The 20920-nt window shown below is 71.0% G+C and carries 20 protein-coding genes and 1 riboswitch; of the genes, 12 read left to right on the top strand and 8 right to left on the bottom strand.

Annotation, left to right across the window (positions count from 1 at the left end; translation table 11 throughout):
- The first annotated feature begins 264 nt into the window (after positions 1-264).
- Both ACIBHY_RS02025 and ACIBHY_RS02020 read left to right on the top strand, forming a co-directional pair.
- The gene (locus ACIBHY_RS02025; RefSeq protein ID WP_397305661.1) at positions 265-1488 is read left to right on the top strand and encodes a hypothetical protein; all 1224 of its coding nucleotides are present in this window, start codon (positions 265-267) and stop codon (positions 1486-1488) included.
- Between the two features lie 119 nt (positions 1489-1607).
- On the top strand, positions 1608-3248 hold the full coding sequence (locus ACIBHY_RS02020; protein WP_397245963.1) for a phospholipase D-like domain-containing protein: 1641 nt from the start codon (positions 1608-1610) through the stop codon (positions 3246-3248).
- 653 nt (positions 3249-3901) lie between these two features.
- Here the strand turns inward: ACIBHY_RS02020 and ACIBHY_RS02015 are convergent.
- Positions 3902-4483 (bottom strand): ABC transporter substrate-binding protein, encoded by a 582-nt coding sequence (locus ACIBHY_RS02015; RefSeq protein ID WP_397305660.1) that lies wholly within the window; start codon positions 4481-4483, stop codon positions 3902-3904.
- A 264-nt stretch (positions 4484-4747) separates the two neighbouring features.
- Here ACIBHY_RS02015 and ACIBHY_RS02010 point away from each other — a divergent pair, with 264 nt between their 5' ends.
- Positions 4748-5059, top strand: a complete 312-nt coding sequence (locus tag ACIBHY_RS02010; RefSeq protein ID WP_397305659.1) for a hypothetical protein — start codon at positions 4748-4750, stop codon at positions 5057-5059.
- A 305-nt stretch (positions 5060-5364) separates the two neighbouring features.
- On the opposite strand, the gene ACIBHY_RS02005 is transcribed toward ACIBHY_RS02010, so the two are convergent.
- The gene (locus ACIBHY_RS02005) at positions 5365-6144 is read right to left on the bottom strand and encodes a L,D-transpeptidase family protein (protein WP_397305658.1); all 780 of its coding nucleotides are present in this window, start codon (positions 6142-6144) and stop codon (positions 5365-5367) included.
- Between the two features lie 142 nt (positions 6145-6286).
- On the opposite strand from ACIBHY_RS02005, the gene ACIBHY_RS02000 reads away from it, so the two are divergent.
- The 3 genes from ACIBHY_RS02000 (at position 6287) to ACIBHY_RS01990 (ending at position 8581) form a co-directional block, all read left to right on the top strand.
- Positions 6287-6763 carry a YbaK/EbsC family protein gene (locus ACIBHY_RS02000; RefSeq protein ID WP_397305657.1) on the top strand — a complete coding sequence of 159 codons (477 nt, stop codon included), beginning with the start codon at positions 6287-6289 and terminating at the stop codon, positions 6761-6763.
- A 10-nt stretch (positions 6764-6773) separates the two neighbouring features.
- Entirely contained in the window at positions 6774-7379 is a 606-nt protein-coding gene (locus ACIBHY_RS01995; protein WP_397305656.1) for a GNAT family N-acetyltransferase, read from the top strand.
- 86 nt (positions 7380-7465) lie between these two features.
- Positions 7466-8581, top strand: coding sequence for an aminotransferase class I/II-fold pyridoxal phosphate-dependent enzyme (locus ACIBHY_RS01990; protein WP_397305655.1), 1116 nt, complete (start codon positions 7466-7468; stop codon positions 8579-8581).
- A gap of 21 nt (positions 8582-8602) precedes the next feature.
- On the opposite strand, the gene metF is transcribed toward ACIBHY_RS01990, so the two are convergent.
- Complete coding sequence (gene metF, locus ACIBHY_RS01985) at positions 8603-9523, bottom strand: methylenetetrahydrofolate reductase [NAD(P)H] (RefSeq protein WP_397245956.1); 921 nt, start codon at positions 9521-9523, stop codon at positions 8603-8605.
- 70 nt (positions 9524-9593) lie between these two features.
- Between metF and ACIBHY_RS01980 the strand changes: the two genes are divergently transcribed.
- Positions 9594-10646 (top strand): polyprenyl synthetase family protein, encoded by a 1053-nt coding sequence (locus ACIBHY_RS01980; protein ID WP_397245954.1) that lies wholly within the window; start codon positions 9594-9596, stop codon positions 10644-10646.
- 85 nt (positions 10647-10731) lie between these two features.
- Here the strand turns inward: ACIBHY_RS01980 and thiE are convergent, their stop codons facing one another.
- The 3 genes from thiE to ACIBHY_RS01965 are packed head-to-tail and all read right to left on the bottom strand — an operon-like array spanning position 10732 to position 12907.
- Positions 10732-11370, bottom strand: a complete 639-nt coding sequence (gene thiE, locus ACIBHY_RS01975; protein ID WP_397245953.1) for a thiamine phosphate synthase — start codon at positions 11368-11370, stop codon at positions 10732-10734.
- Positions 11348-11722: an Rv2175c family DNA-binding protein gene (locus tag ACIBHY_RS01970; protein ID WP_379621476.1), complete on the bottom strand. Its 375-nt coding sequence runs from the start codon at positions 11720-11722 to the stop codon at positions 11348-11350. Before ACIBHY_RS01970 ends, thiE begins: the two co-directional genes overlap by 23 nt.
- Before the next feature lie 30 nt (positions 11723-11752).
- Positions 11753-12907: an NAD(P)/FAD-dependent oxidoreductase gene (locus ACIBHY_RS01965; protein WP_397245951.1), complete on the bottom strand. Its 1155-nt coding sequence runs from the start codon at positions 12905-12907 to the stop codon at positions 11753-11755.
- Between the two features lie 58 nt (positions 12908-12965).
- Positions 12966-13082: riboswitch (TPP riboswitch) on the top strand.
- Between ACIBHY_RS01965 and thiO the strand changes: the two genes are divergently transcribed.
- From thiO to ACIBHY_RS01940, 5 genes are all read left to right on the top strand, one after another.
- Positions 13072-14256 (top strand): glycine oxidase ThiO, encoded by a 1185-nt coding sequence (thiO, locus tag ACIBHY_RS01960; protein ID WP_397305654.1) that lies wholly within the window; start codon positions 13072-13074, stop codon positions 14254-14256. It overlaps the preceding riboswitch by 11 nt.
- A 101-nt stretch (positions 14257-14357) precedes the next feature.
- On the top strand, positions 14358-14558 hold the full coding sequence (gene thiS, locus ACIBHY_RS01955) for a sulfur carrier protein ThiS (protein ID WP_397305653.1): 201 nt from the start codon (positions 14358-14360) through the stop codon (positions 14556-14558).
- Positions 14551-15306, top strand: coding sequence for a thiazole synthase (locus ACIBHY_RS01950; RefSeq protein WP_397245945.1), 756 nt, complete (start codon positions 14551-14553; stop codon positions 15304-15306). Before thiS ends, ACIBHY_RS01950 begins: the two co-directional genes overlap by 8 nt.
- Before the next feature lie 81 nt (positions 15307-15387).
- Positions 15388-17310, top strand: coding sequence for a Stk1 family PASTA domain-containing Ser/Thr kinase (gene pknB / locus ACIBHY_RS01945; protein WP_397245943.1), 1923 nt, complete (start codon positions 15388-15390; stop codon positions 17308-17310).
- A gap of 31 nt (positions 17311-17341) precedes the next feature.
- Complete coding sequence (locus tag ACIBHY_RS01940; RefSeq protein ID WP_397305652.1) at positions 17342-18433, top strand: hypothetical protein; 1092 nt, start codon at positions 17342-17344, stop codon at positions 18431-18433.
- An 11-nt stretch (positions 18434-18444) separates the two neighbouring features.
- Here the strand turns inward: ACIBHY_RS01940 and ACIBHY_RS01935 are convergent, their stop codons facing one another.
- Positions 18445-19587 (bottom strand): serine hydrolase domain-containing protein, encoded by a 1143-nt coding sequence (locus ACIBHY_RS01935; RefSeq protein WP_397305651.1) that lies wholly within the window; start codon positions 19585-19587, stop codon positions 18445-18447.
- Between the two features lie 93 nt (positions 19588-19680).
- On the bottom strand, positions 19681-20832 hold the full coding sequence (locus ACIBHY_RS01930; RefSeq protein WP_397305650.1) for a winged helix DNA-binding domain-containing protein: 1152 nt from the start codon (positions 20830-20832) through the stop codon (positions 19681-19683).
- Positions 20833-20920: the final 88 nt, after the last annotated feature.

Below are 20920 nucleotides of genomic sequence, written 5' to 3'. Positions count from 1 at the left end.
CTCCAGCGCGGTCATCAACTCACCTCTCCCTCTCTCCATCTCGATCGCCCACTCTACCAGCCGCACATGCCTCCTCGCCCTCCGCGGGAGGAGGACGAGGAGACATGGGTCAACCGGCCGCGCGCCGCATGATCTCCCGCTCGGTGAGCGGATCCGGCGGGTGACGGCTCAGGCAGTGCGGTCTCCGAAAAAGGAACCGCATAGTAGTTTGCAGGCATGCCTAGATCACCAGCATTCCTCCGGCGTAAGCCCGTTGTGTTAGCCGTGGTCGCGGGAGTTGTCGCGCTCGGCACGCCGCCCGCGTACGCCGCGGATTCACCGCCGAATGCCATCATCGTCTGGGACAAGAACGCCGAAACGGCGATCTGGGAAATCGCCCGGCAGCAGCCGCAGGTCCAGGCCCGTAGTTTCGCCATGGTGCACGGCGCCGTTTACGACGCGGTCAACGCGATCGCCGGCCGGCCGTACCAGCCCTATCTGCGCGCGCCCCGCGCGGACGGCGGTGAATCGACGGAGGCCGCCGTCGCGACCGCGGCCTTCCATGTTCTGCGCTCGCTTTTCCCGGCGCAGCGGGAAAGGCTGCAGACGCAGTACGACGCGTCGCTCGCCGCGATCCCCGACGGCACGTCGAAACGGCGCGGTATTGACGTCGGCGGACAGGCCGCCGCCGCGATGATCGCCGCCCGGGAGAACGACGGCGCGTTCGGCGGCCAGACCTGGCCGGTCGGCACCGAGCCGGGTCAGTGGCGGCCGACCCCGCCCGTTCCGAGCACGGATGGCGCCTGGGTCGCCTACCTGAAGCCGTTCATGCTGGCGAGGGCGTCGATGTTCCGCACCGCCGGCCCGCCCGCCCTGACCGGCAGCCGGTACGCCCGCGACTTCAACGAGGTCAAGACCGTCGGCTCGGCCACCAGCACGGTCAGGACCCCGGACCAGACCCAGGCCGCCATCTGGTGGCACGACCGGCACCTGGCCGAATGGGAGATCAAGCGCCAGCTCGCCACCACGCGGCGCCTGACCCCGCTGCAGACGGCGCGCATGTTCGCCATGGTCGACCTCGCGGAGGCCGACGCCACGACCGCCTGCTACAACGAGAAGGCCGCCTGGAACTTCTGGCGCCCCATCACCGCCATCCGCCTGGCCGACACCGACGGCAACCCGAGGACCGCCGCCGACCCGGACTGGACGCCGCTCCTGGCCACCCCGCCGCACCCCGACTACACCTCCGGCCACACCTGTTTCACGGGGGCGAGCATGTCGGCGCTCAAGCACTTCTTCGGCCGCGACGACATCTCCTTCAGCGGCTACAGCAACGACTCGGGCACGACCCGCCACTTCCGCAGTTTCTCCCAGGCTCTGGAAGAGGTCACCAATGCCCGTATCTGGGGTGGAATTCACACCCGCACCGCCGACGTCGAAGGCGCCAAGATCGGCAAGCAGGTGACCGCGTATATGGTCAAGCATTACTTCAAGCCCAGGAATCACTGACGCCAGAGCTCCTATCGGCCGAATGCGGACACGCGGAAGGCGTAACGGCCACGAAGCCCTGGCTGTGAGCTGGACGGAGTGGCCGGCGCGGCCTGATCACCCACAACGGGCATCACGTCATGGGTCTGGGCGGTCCGCGAATCCGGTGGGACGATGCGGATGTGGAATATCTGAACGCGGTCGAAGCCGAATTAAAGTCCGTCTCGCCCGGGATGGAAGGGAAATTGTGGAGCCGCACGCCGGGCAACAAATTCGACACGACCGGCGATGACGCCGCGTCCTGGATACTGCAGGTTCCCGACTGCTGGGGATGGACCGCCTCCAAAGGCATCCCGATAGGCGCCGAAAAGCCCGGCGTCAAGAAGCTCCTGAACCGGCTGCGGCACAACCTCGCCCAGGCGAGCAGAACCGTGGACATCACCGGCTTCGGCCCGCCGGACATGATAGGTTCCCCGGCCGGGCCGTTTCCGGACGGCGATTTCCTCGACGCCATGTTCGACGGAATCAAGGAAGCCGTCGAACGCCGCGACGAAGGCGATGACCGGTTGATCGTGCGGTTCATGACCGGCGTGGTGGGCGTGGACCGCACGGCCGATCCGTGGGTGTTCCGCGACGCGCTGATCAAGCGGTTCGGCACGCTGGCCCGTGAGATCGACCTGCGGGTCTGCTCGATGACGACGCGCGGCGTGTCGTCCTACAACCACACCAAGTTCGTGATCGTGGACGGCCGGTCCGTCATTCACGGCGGCATCAACTGGATGACGAACTACTACATCGAGGAAGGCCCGTTGTTCAGCCGGGGCTTCGGCGACACGGCGCCGGTGACCGACCTCGACATCGCCCTGCGCGGCCCCGCGGCCCTGTCGGCCGGCAAGTTCCTGGACATGTTGTGGGAGTGGGCCCGCACCCACGCGGGCTGGGTCAAGTCAGGCTGGATCAAGAACCGCAAACAGTATCCGGCCTGGATCGCCGTCGAAAAGCCCAGTCCACCGGCCGAGGGATGGTCGTTGTACGACGAGGAGGAAGAAGAGCCCTACACCCCGGGCACCCTTCAGGTGATCTCCGTCGGCAGCCTCGGATACGGCATCCTGGACCGCGACAAGGACTCCGCCTACGAGCGGCCGTACGCCGAACGAGAAGAGCAGGCGGCGAGCTACCTGAACAACGAGACCAACCTCGACAGCGCGTTCATGACGGTCAATCCCGACGCGAACGCCATCCGGGCCTTGGTCGCCCACGCGAAAACCAGCATCGTGCTGTCCCAGCAGGACATCAACGGATTCACCGGCCTGCCGCTGATGCACGCGCTGTTCGACGTCAGGCTGCTCGACGTCCTCGCCAAGAAGATGATGGACGGGGTCAAGGTCCGGATCGTCATCAGCAATCCCGGGAGCCCGGACTACTCCAACATCAGCAGCGTGGACGTGGCCTACAAATCGTTGTACCAGCGGGTCAGGCTCAAGACCACGTATGACGCGGAGGCGCATCGGGTGCTGAGACACGGCCTGCAACTGGCGCCGTTGCGCGTGTCGAATGAGCAGACCTGGCCGGGCGGCTACAAATACCGGCTGCACAGCAAAGTCGTCTGCGTGGACGACACGGCGTTCTACGTCGGCTCCAGGAACGTGTATCCCGACACGACCCAGGACCACGGATTCATCATTCAGGACGAGGCCGCGGCCGCCCACCTCGTCGAGCATTTCCTCGACAAACTCTGGCTCTATTCCAGGAACGCCGCTATCTGCGACTGGGAGTGGTGAGCTTCGGATCCGCCGGCCGAGCGCGCGGCGTTCGACTCGGCCAGGTGGAAGCCGATGCCTGACGTGATGCCCCGGACGGTTCCGTTGTCATGACGGAGCGGGCCGGGTCGCACGGCGGTGACGGTGGCGTGGGCGTTCGGCCCGTGATCACCTGGGTCGCCACCAGTCCGGTCCGCCCGTGGCCTGACCATCCGGCTTCAGCGGGCTCGCTCCGGCAGGCGCACCCACAGATCCGGCGGGCCGATGACGGCCCGGGCGCCGGGCGGTCGCGGCCCTGCCTTGGCGCACACATAGGCCACGGCCTCGCCCTGGTAGAGGTATTCGACGGCGTCGGAACGCGAATCGGGACCACGCCCGACAGGACCGCCTGGTGGAGACCCGCCAGATGCCGAACACCGTGACCACGGCGGGCCGAAAACCCGCCCACACGACCGCGGCGGAGATGTCGGCGAGCCGTCCGTTCACAGTGCCCGCCAGGGCGATGAGGATGCCCACGCCAGCGCGCTGGGCGCGGAACCCGGCGTCGGCGGCGAGGGCCACGGCCCGCCGGAGATTCTCCGTCGTGGACGGCAGGACGCCGGGATCGGCGCGGGCGAGAAGCTCGAAGGCGGCGCGGAAGGCCCGTTCCCCGGCCGCCCGGCGGCCGTGAACGTTCACTGCGTGAGGGACGTGACGTCCAGCGGCTTGGACAGCCATCCGGCCTGGCTCATCCAGTCGGCGACGCGCTGCAGTCTGACGGGTTCGTCCTCAGCCGGGAAGAACGGCAGCGTGACCCGCTCCGCGGTGGCCCGGTCGACCTGCGTGAACTCGGGCAGCACCGAGGTCACGGAGCTGCGGTCGGCCGCGAGGTTCCCGGCAGCCCGGATGGCCCGCCGGAAGGCGGCCGAGATGGTGGGGTTCTGGGCGAACCAGTCCCGCGTGGTGACATAGCCGGAGATCGGAAACTCGGCGGCCGGGCCGGAGGCTGGGTCGAGGATCTTGCGGGCGCCCAGCTTGGTGGCGAGGGAGGTGACCATGGGCTCGCCCACGTAGGCCGCGTCGATCTGGCCTTTCTGCCAGGCGGAAACGAGGTCCTGGAACGTCACCGGCACGTAGGTGATCTTCGCGGGGTCCACGCCGTGCCGCTTGAGCACCTGGGCGAGGGCCAGTTCCTGGAAGTTCTTGAGGACCTGGACGTTGATCGTCTTGCCTTCCAGGTCCTCGGGGGTCTTGATCGGCGAATCGGGCAGGGCCATGATGCTCAGCGATCGGGGGGCGGGCTCGTGAGCCTACCGCCAGGATTTTCACCTGGAGGGCGCCGGTGTCGTTCGCCTGGAACAGGGAGACGTAATCGGCGAAGATGATGTCGGCTTCGCCGTTGAGAAGCATGGGACCGGGGTCACTCATGTGCCGTCCTCTCGATTGTGCGGCATCCATGCGCGAAGATCAGGCCGCCCTTTCCAGGGTTTCGCAAGGACGAATTCGCGCGGGGTCGGCGCGGTGGCGTACATGCTGGAGTCATGACTGATGATCAGATGGCCGCCGTCCGTGCCTTGATCAAGGAGTATGACCCCGAAGGGTTGCTGGGTATGGGGGCTCCTGACGACGAATACGACCCCGAAGTGGGCGATCTCGTCGCTCTCGTGCGCGGCGAAGAAGAGATCACCCCCGACGCTGTCGGCACCATCTGGAACAGGTGGTTCAACAACGTCTCCGACTGGTGCGCCCGGGAACCGGAGCAGGTCCGTGAGGTCGCGGCCGCACTCGAGAGACTTCGCGGCCGGGCAGCTGACTCCGCGGAACCTGGCTGGGGCGTGGGCCCGGGCGAATAGAGCAGGCGCCCTTTCCGCGTCGACCGCTACCGACGCCTCGGCTTCCGCCGATGACCTGTGCCGGAGGAAGGCCTTGTCAGCACACAGTCGGCTTCTGGATGGCGTCCTTTCACAACGCCAGAAGGGCTACACCACTTGCCCCGCTTGGTAGCGAGATTCGAACCCTTGATCTTCTGATCTTGCCGCCGTGCCCGGGGGCCGGGCGCCGGCAGGCCACCGGCGAGGGGGAACTGGGCTCCCCCGTCGGGCCGGTCCTCCCCCTGACGCGCGAAGCGCGCCCATGGGGAGGACCGTGCCTTTTGAGGTCAGCGTTTGAAGGCGCCGCGTACGTGGACCGGGACGCCCTTGCCGAGCATGCCGGGCAACGTCTGGGCCACGTTCATCGGCAGACGTACGCAGCCGTGCGAGGCCGGGGCCAGCGGAACCGACAGCGCTCCGTGGAACGCGATGCCGCCGTTGAAGAAGATCGGGTTGTACAGCTGGCCCAGGTAGCTCTTGTGCCAGCCGCTCCTCCGCCACGTGGTCCGGAAGTTGCCGGTCGGGGTGCGGGCCGAGCCGCAGAAGCGCTGGCTCTTGCCCTGCCACGTCGTCGTCTCGCAGTAGGGGATGCCGCTGCCCGACGAGATGTGGGTGATCAGCTTGGGCTCGCCCTTCACGTACATGACCATGATCTGGGTGCTGAGGTTCACCTCGGCCCGGGTCGGCTTGCCGTTCTTGACGAGGACCTTGGGGAGCTTCGGGGTCTCCAGGGCGTTCCAGGTCCTGTTGCTGATCGTGCTGGTCGGCCTGATGCCGTTGACCTTCTGGAAGGCCCAGATGGCGGTCAGCGTCGAGCCGCCGTAGCGGCCGTCGGCCTTGCCCGGGCGGTAACCGAGCTCCGCCAGTCGCTTCTGGAGCAGGACGACCGTCTTGCCCTTGGCTCCCAGCTTCAGCTTCTTCTTCGGGGCGGCGAACGCGCTCGCGACCGCGCCGCCCGCGCTCACCGCCGCCTGTGTGCGCGTGCCGGCTGCCGTCTGGCTTGCGGCCGGTACGGCCTCGGCCCCGGCCGTACCCGCTCCCGTGAACGCGACGGCCCCCACCGTCATCAGAGCGGCAAAGCCGAGCGCCCCGCGCCGACGAGGTCCCCCCACGTACATCACCCCTCATATCACTAACAATCGAATCAAGGGACCCTACACCACCACCATGTCGAGGTAATCCGCGGGTCAATCTGTTTAGAGTGTCGGCATGCCGGAGAAGTTGCCTGCCAACGCCGTCCATGTGGCCGATGTCCTGCGCGGACTCGGAGCGACGGGTGAGATCGTGATATTGCCGGAGACAGCGCCGACGGCGGCCACGGCCGCGGCCCAGCTCGGCTGCGAGGTCGGCGCCATCGCCAACAGCCTCATCTTCGACGCCGACGGCGCCCCGCTGCTGGTGCTGACGAGCGGCGCCCACCGCGTCGACGTGGAGCTGATCGCGGGCCTCGTGGGAGTGCGGAAGGTACGCCGGGCCTCGCCCGAGTTCGTCAGGGAGGCTACCGGCCAGCCCATCGGCGGCGTCGCCCCGGTCGGCCACCCCGCCCCGGTCCGTACGCTGGTCGACACCTGGCTCGGCAAGCACGAGGTGGTGTGGGCGGCCGGTGGCCATCCGCACACGGTCTTCCCCACCTCGTTCGACGAATTGGTCCGGATGACCGGCGGCACCCCCGCGGACGTGGAGTAGCGTGCACCGGGTGATCGAGTTTCGCGGCGCGGGGCCGGCGGAGTTCGCCGAGCGGCTGGACACCGTGATCGACGTCTACACCGCCGCCATGCGCCCGCCGGTGGAGCAGGTCACCGGTCGCAAGAGCATCATGCACAACCACAGCACGTACCCGCTGTTCCAGTGCTATTTCGCCGAACTCCGGCACGTGCCCGCCGTCCGCGCGGGCGCCGTGGACCTCGGCCCGGCCGGTGAGGCGGCGGACGAGCATCGGGTGGTCGGCTTCGCCTACGGTTTCCACGGCGCGATCGGCCAGTGGTGGCACGACGTGGTCACCCGGGCCCTGGCCGAGAAGTCGGGCGGCGAGGCCGCCGACGCCTGGCTGGGCGACGCGTTCGAGCTGGCCGAGATTCACGTGCACCCGGACTTCCAGGGCAAGGGCATCGGCCGGGCGATGATCAACACGTTGTGCGCGGGCAGGAAGGAGCGTTCCGGCGTCCTGTCCACGCACGACCGCCCGACGGCCGCCCGCCACCTGTACGCCGCGCTCGGCTTCACCGACCTGCTGACGCACTTCGTCTTCCCCGGCGGCTACGAGGAGTACGCGATCGTCGGCCGCCCCCTCCCCCTTTCTTGACCCGCGGCGGCGTTTGACCGCCGGCACTCCGGGCATCCCTTCGATCGCAGAGCGTAACCGTTTGTTGACTCCATGAAGGGGTTGCCATGCCCAGCGCCCCGGACCGCCTCGACGCGCGGCTCAACGCCTTCCACCTGGCGCGGATCTCGGGCACCTGGGCCGGGCCGCTCATGCTCGCCAGCCGGCCGCCGGACCCCGACGCGATCATCCTGACCGGCAGCGACTGCCTGGCGATCGCCCGGCATCCGCGCATCGTCTCGGCGATGGCGCGGGCGATGGAGGCGGCAGCCGTACCGGAGAAGCAGGATCGTCTGGAGGCGGAGTTCGCGGCCTTCCTCGGCGCGTCGGCGGCGGTGCTGTGCCCGTCGGGGTGGGCGGCGAACACGGGGCTGATGCAGCTGATCGCCGACCCGCACCTGACCGTCTACCTGGACGAACGCGCGCACCACTCGCTTCGGGAGGGCGCGCACGCCGCCCGCGCGCCGGTGGTGTGGTTCCGCCACAACGATCCCGACCACCTGCGCGGCCGTCTGCGCAGGCACGGCTCGGGTGTGATCGCCGTGGACGCGGTCTACGGCGTCGACGGCGCGGTCTGCCCGCTGGCGGAGATGGCCGCGACGGCGCGGGAGTACGAGAGCCTGCTGGTGGTGGACGAGTCGCACGCGCTCGGCACGCACGGGCCGCACGGCGAGGGGCTGGCCGCGCGGGTGGGCGCCGACTTCAGGACGGCCAGCCTGGCCAAGGCGATACCGGGGCGGGCGGGGCTGATCGTCTGCGACCGTCCGGAGTTCGTGCCGTATTTCCGGGCGGAGGCCTTTCCCGCGGTGTTCAGCTCGCCGCTGCAACCGCACGACGTCGCCGGGCTGGCCGCGGCGCTGGCGCTGGTGCGCGAGGAGGACTGGCGGCGTACCCGGCTGCGCGAGATCACCCGCCGGCTGCGCCAGGAGATCACCACGCTCGGCTACGCCCCCGAGCCCGGCCACGCCCACATCCTCGCGCTGGGCGCGCGCAGCAGGACCGACGTCCTGCTCGCCCGCGACCTGCTGGAACAGCGCGGAGTCTACGCCTCGGTCTGCTTCCCGCCCTCCGGCTCGCACGAGCGCGGCCTGGTGCGCCTGGCCCTGCACGCGGCCCTGTCCGACCAGGACGTGGACCGCGTGGTGGGCGCCTGCCGCGACATCCGCACGCTGTGCGGCTTTTGAGCGGGTACGGCGGGCCTCAGGTCAGACCGCCACCGCCGAGTGGTTGAGCCGCTGGAAGACCTCGGCGGAGGCGCTGGAGCGGTTGAACGTGATGAAGTGGATGCCCGGCGCGCCCTCGTCGAGCAGCCGCTGGCACAGCTCGGCGCCGTGGTCGATGCCCAGCCGCCGCACCGCCGCGGGGTCGTCGGCCACGGCCTCGAAACGCGCGGCCACGTCCGGCGGGAACGGCGCCCCGGACAACTGCTCGGAGCGGGCGATCGTGCTCATCTGGGTGACGGGCATGATGCACGGGATGATCGGGGTGGCGCAGCCCTTGGCCGCCACCCGGTCACGCAGCCGCAGGTAGTCCTCGGCCTGGAAGAACATCTGGGTGATCGCGTAGTCGGCGCCCGCGCGGCACTTCTGCACGAAGTAGTCGGTGTCGGACTCGATCGACGGCGAGCGGGGGTGCTTGTAGGGGAAGGCGGCCACGCCCACGCAGAAGTCTCCGGCCTGGCGGATCAGCCGGACCAGTTCCTCGGCGTAGAGGACGCCTTCCGGGTGCTGGACCCACTCGGCGCCCGGGTCGCCGGGAGGGTCGCCGCGCACGGCCAGGATGTTGCGCACCCCGGCGTCGGCGAAGCGGCCCACCAGGTGGCGCAGTTCGCGGATGGAGTGGTTGACGGCGGTGAAGTGCGCCACCGGGGTGAGCGTGGTCTCGTGGGCGACGCGTTCGACGATGTCGACGGTGCGGTCGCGGGTGGTGCCGCCCGCGCCGTACGTCACGGAGACGAAGGTGGGACGGAGCGACTCCAGCTCGCGGATGGCTCGCCACAGCTGCCGCTCGCCTTCGTCGGTCTTCGGCGGGAAGAATTCGAAGGAGAACGACCGTCCACCGGAGGCGAGCAGCTCGCGCACGGTGGGAACACGATCGGGCAGGATGGAGGGTCGACCAAGCGCCATGCACCAAGGTTACCGCCCGCGGATCGAGCGGAGATCGAAGCCTGGTCCACCGCCCGTTAGTCTCATGAGCATGACCACTGACGCCCTGCGCCAGCAGGTGGACCGTTCGCTCAGGCAGTTCGTCGGCCGGCAGGAGCCTGCCCTCGGCGACCCCGACCTGGAGCCGCTGCTGGCGGCGGCGAACGACCTGCTGTCGGGGGGCAAGCGGCTGCGCCCGGCGTTCTGCTACTGGGGCTGGCGCGGCGCGGGCGGCGAGGACGGGCCCGGCATCTTCGCCGCGGCGGCCTCACTGGAGCTGCTGCAGGCCAGCGCGCTGGTCCACGACGACGTCATGGACAAGAGCGATCTGCGCCGCGGCATGCCGTCGGCGCACCGCCGTTTCCAGGCGCTGCACGAGAAGGCCGGCTGGCACGGCGCGGCCGAGCAGTTCGGCGAGGGCGCCGCGATCCTGCTGGGCAACCTGCTGCTCATCTGGTCGGGCGAGATGTGGCGCACCAGCTCGCTGCCGCCGGAGTCGCTGGCGGCCGCGCAGCCGTTGCACGACCACATGCGCACCGAGCTGATGTGCGGCCAGTACCTGGACCTGCTGGAGCAGGCCCACGGCGAGAACTCCTTCGACTCGGCGCTGCGCGTGGCGCTGTACAAGAGCGGCAAGTACTCGGTGGAGCAGCCGTTGCGGCTCGGGCTCGTGCTCGCGGCCCGCAGCGCGCAGCCGTGGATCGACGAGCTCTGCGTGGAGTACGGCCGGCGCGTCGGCATCGCCTTCCAGCTGCGCGACGACATCCTGGGCGTGTTCGGCGACCCCGCGCAGACGGGCAAGCCGGCCGGGGACGACCTGCGCGAGGGCAAGCGGACGATGCTGGTGGCCAAGACGCTGGCGGCCGCCTCTTCCGACGACGCCCAGATCGTGCGCCGCCTGCTGGGTGATCCGGCGCTGGACGAGCAGGGGGTGGCGACGCTGCGCGGCATCATCGCCGACACCGGGGCGCTGCAGGAGTGCGAGGACCTGATCGCGTCCTACCTGGACGAGGCGCTCGCGGCGCTGGCCAGGGCGCCGATCACGGAGGAGGCGCGGGCGGCGCTGGACGGCCTGGCCGTCGCCGCCACGTCCCGCAAGTCCTGACCTTCCTGATCGCCCGCTCCAGGCACTCCGGCAGAAGGGCGAAGCCGTACGTCTGACCGACGCACGGCCCCGAACACCTACCGCATCAGGCGGCGGACAGCCGCTTGGCGAACTCGGCCGCCGCGGCGCCCGGGTCGGGCGCCTCGGTGATGGCACGGACGACCACGGCGCGGCGCACCCCGTAGGAGAGCACCTCGTCGAGGTTGTCCAGGTCGATGCCGCCGATGCCGAACCACGGCCGGTCCGTGCCGAGCGCCGCCGCGTGCCTCAGCAGCGCGGGTCCGGGCGCGTGGCGTCCGGGCTTGGTCGGCGTCGGCCAGATCGGGCCGCAGCAGTAGTAGTCGACGCCCGGCTCCACCGCGGCGGCGGAAGCCTCCGCGGCGGAGTGGGTGGACCGTCCGATGACGATGTCGTCGCCGAGGATCTCTCGCGCGACCGTCACGGGAAGGTCGTCCTGCCCCAGGTGGAGCACGTCTGGTCGGGCCGCGTAGGCGATGTCGGCCCGGTCGTTGACGGCGAGCAGTTTGCCGTGCCGGTCGCAGGCGTCGCGGAAGACCTCGAGCAGCGCGAGCTCTTCGCGCGCCTCGAGTCCCTTCTCCCGCAACTGGACGATGTCCACGCCGTTGGCCAGCACGGCGTCGAGGAAGTCGGCCAGGTCGCCGCGCCCTCGCCGCCCGTCGGTGCAGAGGTAGAGGCGGGCCTCAGAAACCGAGGGCTTGGGCACGCCGCTTGACCTCTGTGTGTCTACCGGCCTTGATCGCGTCAACGGGCGATCCTGGCAGTGAGTCATCTGGGGTGAAGAGCCAGCGCAGGGCTTCGGCCTCGTCGTAGCCGGCGTCCTGCAGCACGGTGAGCGTGCCTGGCAGGCCCTTCATCACTTCCTTTCCGTCGAGGAAGACCGCGGGCACCTGGGGCCCGCCGCTGCCTCGCCGTACGCCGAGGAGCTTGTGGTCTTTGAGGAGCTGCTTGGCCCGCCCGATCGTGAGATCCAGGCGCGCGGCCACTTCGGGGAGAGTGAGCCACTCGCTGACGAGCTGGTCGGTCTCCCGGTCGATCTGTGCAACAGAAAGCGTCACGAAACCACAACTACCACATGGAGTGCTTGCTCAAACAACACAATCTCGTAGGGTCACATCCGGATCTACCAGGCGTTCCACATCAAGACGGGCGCCAGCCTCGATGAGACGGCGGCCCTGGACGAGGTCGCGGGGCCGATCGGCGGCCAGCACGGCGGTGATCCGATCTTCTGAGGTCAGCCACACCGCCGACCACTTCTGCCCCTCGCGGTACACGACCCGGCCGCCCGCCGGGTGGTATCCGGCGTACTGCAGCATGTGACCGAACTGCTCCGACCAGAAGTACGGCACCGGGTCGTAGACCGCCTTCTCGCCCAGCAGCGTGGCGGCGGCGACGTCGGGAGAGTTGAGCGCGGTGTCCCAGTGCTCGACCCGCATCCGGGTCTGGAACCGGCGCGACCACCAGTTGGCGCAGTCGCCGACGGCCACCACGCCGGGCAGGGAGGTACGCAGGTGCTCGTCGGTGACGACGCCGTTGTGCAGGTCGATGTCGGCGTCGGCGAGCCATTCGAGCACCGGGCGGGCGCCGATGCCGGACACCACCACATGGGCGGGCACGAACTCGCCGCCGACCAGCTCCACACCGCCTTCGACGACCTCGCTGACCATCGTGCCGAGCCGCAGGTCGACGCCCTCGTACCAGGGCAGCGTGCGCGCGCCCATCTCGCCGATCGCGTGCGACAGCGGCGTTCCCGCCGCCTCGATCACGGTGACCACGCAGCCCGCCTTGCGCGCCGCGGTCGCCACCTCGGCGCCGATCCAGCCCGCGCCCACCACGGCCACCCGCGCGCCGGGCACCAGGGCGGCCCGCAGCACGTGGGCGTCGTCGAGCGTACGCAGGACCAGCTGGGGGCCCTCGCCCGGCAGCCGGATCGGCTCGGAGCCCGTCGCGATCACCAGGCCGTCGTAGGGCAGGTCGCCCTCGGTGGTCTCGACCACGCCCTCACGCAGGCTCTTCGCGGCCACGCCCGGCCGGAAGTCGGCCCGCAGGGCGGCCAGGTCGGTGTCGACGAAGCTGTCGTCGCTCGTGCCCAGCAGCACCGCCTTCGACAGGGGTGGACGGTCGTAGGGCCGGTGCCTCTCCTCGCCGAGGAGAGTGATCCTTCCTTCGAACCCGCGCCCGCGCAGCGATTCGACACTGCGTACTCCGGCCAGGCCGGCTCCCACCACCACCACGTGATCCACGGTTCCGACCATACCGGGGTCAATCGTGAGAGTGCCTGCCGAGGCCGTAGGCTGGGACCGTAAGACGCGCGGGAGTCCGGCCTTAACCGGACTGAGAGGAAGGCTTCATCGGGCCTTCGACCGCAAGACACCTGATCCGGATCATGCCGGCGTAGGGAGCGGACATGCACGTGATCGTGGGCGGCGGCGTCGTCGGGCTCAGCGTGGCCTGGCGCCTTGCCCGCTCAGGACGGCCCGTCACCGTCGTCGACCCCGCGCCCGCCTCGGGCGCCACCCACGCCGCCGCGGGGATGCTCGCGCCGGTGAGCGAGGTCACGTTCACCGAGGAGCCGTTGCTGCGCCTGGGCGCGGCCTCCCTGGCGCGCTGGCCCGGCTTCGCCGCCGAGCTGACCGCCGACGCGGGCCTCGCCGCCGGGGCGCTCGACTACCGCGCCGACGGCACGCTCGACGTGGCCTTCGGCGCCGACGACCTGGCCGTCCTGGAGGAGACGGCGGGCTTCATGGAGAAGCTGGGGCTGCGGGTCGAACGACTCAGCGGGCGCGAGTGCCGCCGCCTGGAGCCCATGCTCGCGCCGTCCGTGCGCGGCGGCCTCCTGGCGCCCGACGACGCCTGGGTGGACCCGCGCAGGGTCGCCGGCGCGCTGCTGGCCGCCTTGGAGCGCCTCGGGGTCCCGATCGTGCGGGCGCGGGTGCGCGAGCTGCTGCGCGGCGATGAGGGCGTCCAGGGGGTACGGCTGAGCCCGGGTGACACCGGTGACGGGGCGCACCGGGAGGCCGGTGGCGGCCCTTACCGGCAGGAGCGCGGCGAGCCTTACCGGGAGGAACACGGCGGCCCGTTCCGGGAGGAGCTGCGCGCCGAGCGGGTGGTGCTGGCGGCGGGAGCGTGGAGCGGGTCGCTGGCCCCGGTGCCGGTGCGGCCGGTGAAGGGGCAGATTCTTCGCCTGCGCTCGCCGGAGCCACTCCTGGGCAGGTGCGTGCGGGGCACGGTGCACGGCCTGCCCGTCTACCTGGTGCCGCGCGGCGACGGCGAGCTGGTCGTGGGAGCCACGCAGGAGGAGCTGGGCTTCGACACCCGGGTGACCGCGGGCGGGGTGTACGAGCTGCTGCGCGACGCCCGCGAGCTGGTGCCCGGGGTGACCGAGCTGGAGCTGGCGGAGGTGGTGGCGGGGCTGCGGCCCGGCACGCCGGACAACCTGCCGCTCGTCGGGCCGGGCGGTGAGCGGGGGCTGCTTCTGGCCAGCGGGCATCACCGGGGCGGGGTGCTGCTGGCTCCGCTCACGGCCGCCGTCCTCATGGGCGAGGAGCGCGAGCTGTCGTCGTTGTGCTCGCCCGCCCGGTTCGCACCCTGAACAGCCCTGCCGCCCCATACCGGCCGACCAACTACCCGCCTCCCGAAGCTCGCCTCCCCAAACCTGGCTTCCCGAATTTTCATCCCGAAGGGGGATATTTCATGAATGTGACGATCAACGGGGCCTCACATGAGGTGCCCCGCGGGACGACGGTGGCGCAGGCCGTACGGACGCTGACGGAAGCCACCAAGGGGGTCGCGGTGGCCGTGAACGACGAGGTGGTCACGCGCAGTTCGTGGGAGACCACGGCGCTGGCCGACCGCGACCGGGTCGAGGTGCTGACGGCGGTGCAGGGTGGATGAGCTGATCATCGGCGGGGAGAAGTTCGCCTCCCGCCTCATCATGGGCACCGGCGGCGCCCCCTCGCTGGACGTGCTCGACCAGGCGCTGGCCGCCTCGGGCACCGAGCTGACCACGGTGGCGATGCGGCGGCTCGACCCGTCCGCGCCCGGATCCGTGCTCGACGTGCTGCGCGAGCGCGGCATCAAGGTGCTGCCCAACACCGCGGGATGCTTCACCGCGGGCGAGGCCGTGCTGACCGCCCGGCTGGCCCGCGAGGCGCTCGGCACCAACTGGGTCAAGCTCGAGGTCATCGCCGACGAGCGCACGCTGCTGCCCGACCCGATCGAGACGTTCGACGCGGCGGAGCGGCTGGTGGCCGACGGGTTCGTGGTGCTGCCCTACATCGGCGACGACCCCGCGCTGGCCCGCCGCCTGGAGCAGGCCGGATGCGCGGCGGTCATGCCGCTCGGCGCGCCCATCGGCTCGGGGCTCGGCATCCGCAACCCGCACAACATCGAGCTCATCGTCGAGGCCGCCTCCGTGCCGGTCATCCTCGACGCCGGGATCGGCACCGCCAGCGACGCCGCGCTCGCCATGGAGCTGGGCTGCGACGCGGTGCTCCTGGCCACCGCCGTGACCAGGGCGCAGCGGCCCGAGCTCATGGCCGCGGCGATGAGGCAGGCCGTCCAGGCGGGCCGGTTGGCGCGCCAGGCCGGGCGCATCCCCCGCCGCCGCTATGCTGAAGCGTCCTCGCCCATGCACCCTTAGTGACGACGGAGTGCCACGTAATGGCATCGGTTTCGGATGGTCAGGCCCCTCCAGTGGCAAAACGACCGTAAACTCGGCCACGTGGACACGACGACCGCGGACCCTCTCGTCGGGCGACTGCTCGACGGGCGCTATCGCATCGAGTCCCGGATCGCCCGGGGCGGGATGGCGACCGTCTACCTGGCGCTCGACGTCAGGCTCGACCGCACGGTAGCGCTGAAGGTCATGCACCGCTCGCTGGCCGAGGACCCCGCGTTCGTGCGCCGGTTCATCGGCGAGGCCAAGTCCGTGGCCAGCCTCTCCCATCCCAACGTCGTGCACGTCTTCGACCAGGGCACCGACGGCGACGTCGTCTACCTGTCGATGGAGTACGTGCCGGGCAAGACGCTGCGCGACATCCTGCGCGAGCGGGTCAGGCTGCCCGCCCGCGAGGCCCTGGAGATCATGATCCCGGTGCTGGCCGCGCTCGGCGCCGCCCACCAGAGCGGGATGGTCCACCGCGACGTCAAGCCGGAGAACGTCCTGCTGACCGACGACGGCCGGGTCAAGGTCGTCGACTTCGGCCTGGCCCGCGCCATCGAGGCCACGAACCAGACCCGCACCGGCGTGATGATCGGCACGATCGGCTACATGTCGCCCGAGCAGGTGACGACCGGCGGCGCCGACGTGCGCAGCGACGTCTACGCCGCGGGGATCATGCTGTTCGAGCTGGTCACCGGGCAGCAGCCCTACGACGGCGAGACGCCCATGTCGGTGGCCTACCGGCACGTGCACGACAGCGTGCCGCCGCCGTCGTCGCTGGTGCATGAGACGCCGCCGCTCATCGACACGCTCGTCACCCACGCCACCGCCCGCGATCCGCAGGACCGTCCGGCCGACGCCACCGCGATGCTGGTCGCGGCCGTCGACGCCCACCGGATGCTGCCGAGGCAGAGCACCCCGCCGCACGCCCCGCCCCACAGCGGGGCGCACGCCCGCATGTCGGGCCCGCAGCATGTGCCGCCGCCCAGCCACACGCTCATCCAGCCGCGCGCCGACCTCCACACCGCCCCGCCCGCGCCGCCGCGCGGGTCGCGCGGCGGTGGCAAGGGGTTCAGGCCCAGCTGGTTCCTCATCGGGCTGGCCACCGTGATGGTCGCCGCGATCGCGATGACCGGCGCGTACTTCGCGCAGACCCGCTACGTCAAGGTGCCCATCCTGATCGGGGAGAACGTCGACGTCGCCATCAAGAACGCCCAGGGGATGGGCTTCGTGGTCAAGCCCGCCGAGGGCCGCCACGACGAGAAGTACGGCAAGGGGCTCGTGCTCAGCACCGACCCCGTCGCCGGGTCGGAACTGGCGGAGGGCTCGACGCTGACGATCGTGCCGTCGCTGGGGCCGAAGCGCGTGGCCGTACCCAAGACCCAGGGCATGTCGGAGGCCGACGCGCGCGCGGCGCTGGCCGCGGCGGGGCTGCAGGTCGGCAACGTGCGGCGGATCGAGAACCTCCAGGTGCCCCGCAGCACCGTCATCCGCTCCTCGCCCGACGTGGGCGAGCAGGTCAAGGAGGGCTCGAAGATCGGGCTGTTCGTCAGCGCCGGGCTGATCATGCCGGACGTCGGCGGCATGCCCAAGGACGAGGCCGCCGCCTACCTGGGCGAGCGCGGGCTCGGGGTGCAGGTCAACGAGGTCGACGACGACGCCGAGCCGTGCACGGTCATCGCGCAGAGCCCCAAGGCCAAGTCCGAGGTGGACAAGGGCACGCCCGCGCAGCTCACGATCTCGCGCTGCCGCGACTTCTTCGACTGGTTCCGCGGTGATGACGACGAGGCGCGTGACGACGCCGAGTTCCGGATCGTGCCGCAGGTGATCGGCAAGACCGTCAACGACGCCAGGAGCGAGTTGTCGGCGCAGGGGTTCAAGGTCAGGGTGCGCAGCCTGATGGGCGGGGACGTGGTGCGCTTCCAGCGGCCCACGCCGAACAGCGAGCGTCCGCCGGGAGCGTTGGTGTACCTCTGGCGGTGAACCTTTCGCCGTCTGGCGCGGTATGAGGTTCATGAGAGTCGCTGGGGTGCCGGCCGCTGTGGTGGTCGTGGCCGGGTGCACGTCATCGGGTACGGCCGCGCCTTCTCCCACCGCCTTCCCCCGGGGCGATCGGCCCATGGCGCCGCTGTCCGGCGGGCCGCTGACCGGCGGCGGGTTGCGGTTGCTGGTGACCGGGGCGCGGGCGTACCTGCTGGAGGTGGACTCCGGGCGGCGGACGGCCGTCGAGGGGCTGCCGCCCGGCAGGGAGTACTGGGGGTTCGTGGCGGGGCGGACCGCGGTGGCCGCGGTCAGGCCCGGGCGGCGCGATCCCGGGCGGGTCTATGTGCTCGACGGCGCGCGGGCACGGGCGCTGGCGGACGGGGTGTGGGCGTTCGCCTCGCGCGACGGGCGCGGGGTGTGGGTGACGCGGCCGGCCGGGTCTCGGTGCGAGCTGCGCGAGTATTCCTTCGCCGGTACGGCTTCGCGACCCGGCTTTCCGGTCGGCTGTGACGAGGTGCCCTTCGCCGACTCCGTGCTCGGGCTGCTGGCCAACCGGAACGACGGGACCATGGCCGTGCTCTCTCGTGACGGCGGGCGGCCGTTGAGCGTGTCCCGGGGTGAGCCCGGGTGGCAGGTGCTGGGGACCACGCGAGATCAGGCGTTGGCGCTGGTGAGCTCTCTCGGGGCCGGCGGGCGCGAGTCGCCGGCGTTGCTGGATCCGGCTACCCGGCGGGTCACCCCGGTGCGGTCTCCGGCCACCGAGGGGCGTGCCGCGGAGGCGGTGCCCGGCCCGGACGGGCGGCTGCTGGCCGTCCGGTTCGTGGATCCGGCGTTTCCCGGGCCCCGGCAGTATCTGGACGTGTGGGTGCTGGATGTCGAAACGCTCCGGTGGACCCGGCTGCCGTCGATGCCGGTGCCCGCCTCGATCAAGACCGCGTCCATGGCGTGGACCCCGGACGGGCGGCTGGTGCTGACGGGGGACTACGTGATGACGGACAAGGTGTATCCGGCCGAGTCGGACTACGCGTCGATGGTGGTGGACTGGCGGCCGGGTGAGGGTGCTCTGCGGGTGAAGCGGCTGCCGGTCGCGCGGGGCGAGATCGCCGTCCTCGCCCCACGCTGACCGCTCCCCCGCTACCCCTGCCGCCCCGCGCTCCGCGGGCTCGCCGGGCCGTCCGGTTGGTCCGGGCAGAGGACCGACTCCGCGGCCTTGGAGATGGCCCTGACCACGTTCAGGCTCTGCTCGGCGTCCAGCGTGGTGGAGATCGCGAAGTGCTTGCGCCCGTCGCGGGTGCTGATGGTCGCCGAGGTGAAGCCGGGGGCGCCGCCGTTGGTCTGCACGATCTGCCCGCCGCACGGCGGTGACGGCATCGGAGGCGCGCCCTCGGGCGGGTCGGTGATCACCCGCTGGAGGTCGGCCGGCAGGAGCCTGCCCTGGAGGAAGGCCCGCCGGTAGGTGCTCAGGTCGCGGGCCGTGGAGATGACGCCGCCGGCGCCGTGTCCCCAGCTGGCGTTCAGGCGGTCCATGTCGTGGAGCCTGCCGTCGGGGCCGGGCGCGTAGCCGTGGCCGCGCGGGCCCTTGATGGCCTGCGGCGGCCGGATCGGCAGGTAGGTGTCGCTCATCCCCAGTGGCCGGAACAACCGCCGCTCGAACTCGGCCGCCAGGCTCCTGCCCGCGATCCGCTCGATGATCATGGTGAGCAGCGTGTAGTTGGCGCTGGAGTAGGAGAACTTCTCCCCCGGCTCGCCGGTACGCGGCTGCGCCCGCGAGAGCTTGAGCAGGTCGGCCGGGCGGTGGTAGGTGGTGAAGTCGAAGACGTCGACGAGCTCCGGCCTGAACCACTCCGGTATGCCGGAGGTGTGCCTGATCAGCTGCCGCACGGTGATCTCGCCGGCCCGTTCGACCAGGTCCTTCTCGGCCACGACCGGCAGCACGTCGGCGACCTTGTCGTCCAGGCCGAGCCTGCCCTCCTTGACGAGCTGAAGGATCACGGTGGCGGTCATCCCCTTGGTCTGGGAGCCGATCCGGTAGCGGGCGTCGGTCGGGATCTTCCCGCCCTTCCCGCCGAGCAGCCGCGACCCGGCGCTGCTCCGGCCGACGCGCCTGCCGTCCACGTAGAGCTCTCCGATCGCCCCCAGCACCCCGTCGGCGTCGGCCAGTTCGGCGATGGCCCGCCGTACGTCACCCGTGCGGGCGTCGGCCCCGGCGGTGGCGGGCTGGGCCAGACCTAGCGCGAGAGCGGCACCGGCCAGTCCCGCGGTCACACGTTTCCCCACAGTGGGTCCTTTCCACGTCCGGCGGCCTGAGGGGTGTCCCTCAGGCCGAGGTCGAGGATCTTTGTAGGCCCACCGGTGCTAAGTGCCGATAAGTCAGGCGGTCAGGGCGCGTTCCAAGGGGGTGCGGAAGCGGGGAGTCACCTTGGCGCCGTCCAGCCAGGTGGCCAGGCCCGCCGCCTCCGACTCGATGGCGGAGCGGGCCTCGGAGCCCACGTCGGACAGCAGGCGCCAGACGATCTCGCCGTCCGCCCGGGTCGCCCAGCCGCCCACCACCTGGCCGTTCCACCACACGGTCGGGCCCACGTTGCCGCTGCGGTCGAACAGGTCGGCGCGGTGCTCCTGGGGGAGGTACCAGTCGCGTCCCTGCCAGCCCATCGGGGTCGGGTCCAGCGCGGGGAGCAGCGCCGCCCACGGCTCGGGTGACGGGGACGCCAGATCGCCGGGGAGGACGTAGCCGGTGCCCTCGTCCAGTTCGACCCGCACCGCGTCCAGCGCCTTCAGCGCGCGGCGGGTGTCGCCCAGCGTCCAGCCGGTCCACCACTTGATGTCGGCCTCGGTCCCCGGGCCGAAGGCCCGCAGCCACCGCTCCACGAGCGCGGACTGGGCCTCCTCCACCGGCAGGCCGGGCATCGGGCCGCCCAGAGCCCACCTGTGCTGGCCGCTGATCCACGTGCCCGCCGGGCGGCCGCGGCGCACCACCGTGCCGTCCATGGCCATCAACGTCAGCAGGCGCGTGGCCACTCCCTGGCGGGTCTCTTGACGGGTGCCGGGGGCGTACACGATCTGCCGGCGCAGTTCGGGCACGACGGCGCCGAGTTCGGTGGCGGCGGCCTCGCCGAGCTCGCCCAGGGCCGTGACCACCGCGGCCTCCGCGGCGGCGATCCACTCCTCGTCGTACGGCCCGCCCTCGGCGAAGTGCTTGACCAGCACCCTGCGCTCCCTGGCGGCGATGGCCACGGTCGAGGAGTGGTGCACGACGGGTACGAGCGCCTCGGGCACGACGAAGACGGTGCGCCGCATGCCGGTCATCCGCACGAGGGTCCGGTCGGCGTAGAGGGCCTTCTCCACGGCCGAAACCGTGGGCAGGGCGAGGCGGGCGCCCGCCGACAGGAACACGGTCGCGGGGTCGGTCGCGTGGAGTGCCACGACCGACTCCACGACCTGCTCGACGCCGGCCGCCTTGCGCGCCAGCGCATGCCGTGCGCCCAGGCGGGCGCGCCGCTGCAGCGCCGTGATCCGCTCCACGAGTGCCTCCGTCCTTTCGCCGAGGCCACCATCGCACACAACGCGCTCCTCAGCCGCATGGGCTTGGCACAACGCACAAGCTGATCGC

The sequence above is a fragment of the Nonomuraea sp. NPDC050547 genome (genome assembly GCF_044457345.1).
Taxonomy (GTDB): Bacteria; Actinomycetota; Actinomycetes; order Streptosporangiales; family Streptosporangiaceae; genus Nonomuraea.
Note: the sequence above shows the minus strand (reverse complement) of the source record. Positions and strands in the feature narration are given on the sequence as shown.

Excerpts from the sequence above, each read along its gene's own strand:
- ACIBHY_RS01990 (WP_397305655.1), top strand. The coding sequence starts at position 7,466 with ATGCCCAGCGCCCCGGACCGCCTCGACGCGCGGCTCAACGCCTTCCAC.
- ACIBHY_RS01980 (WP_397245954.1), top strand. The coding sequence starts at position 9,594 with ATGACCACTGACGCCCTGCGCCAGCAGGTGGACCGTTCGCTCAGGCAG.
- metF (WP_397245956.1), bottom strand. The coding sequence starts at position 9,523 with ATGGCGCTTGGTCGACCCTCCATCCTGCCCGATCGTGTTCCCACCGTG.
- ACIBHY_RS02000 (WP_397305657.1), top strand. The coding sequence starts at position 6,287 with ATGCCGGAGAAGTTGCCTGCCAACGCCGTCCATGTGGCCGATGTCCTG.
- ACIBHY_RS02010 (WP_397305659.1), top strand. The coding sequence starts at position 4,748 with ATGACTGATGATCAGATGGCCGCCGTCCGTGCCTTGATCAAGGAGTAT.
- thiS (WP_397305653.1), top strand. The coding sequence starts at position 14,358 with ATGAATGTGACGATCAACGGGGCCTCACATGAGGTGCCCCGCGGGACG.
- ACIBHY_RS02015 (WP_397305660.1), bottom strand. The coding sequence starts at position 4,483 with ATGGCCCTGCCCGATTCGCCGATCAAGACCCCCGAGGACCTGGAAGGC.
- ACIBHY_RS01940 (WP_397305652.1), top strand. The coding sequence starts at position 17,342 with ATGAGAGTCGCTGGGGTGCCGGCCGCTGTGGTGGTCGTGGCCGGGTGC.
- ACIBHY_RS02005 (WP_397305658.1), bottom strand. The coding sequence starts at position 6,144 with ATGACGGTGGGGGCCGTCGCGTTCACGGGAGCGGGTACGGCCGGGGCC.
- thiO (WP_397305654.1), top strand. The coding sequence starts at position 13,072 with ATGCACGTGATCGTGGGCGGCGGCGTCGTCGGGCTCAGCGTGGCCTGG.
- ACIBHY_RS02020 (WP_397245963.1), top strand. The coding sequence starts at position 1,608 with ATGGGTCTGGGCGGTCCGCGAATCCGGTGGGACGATGCGGATGTGGAA.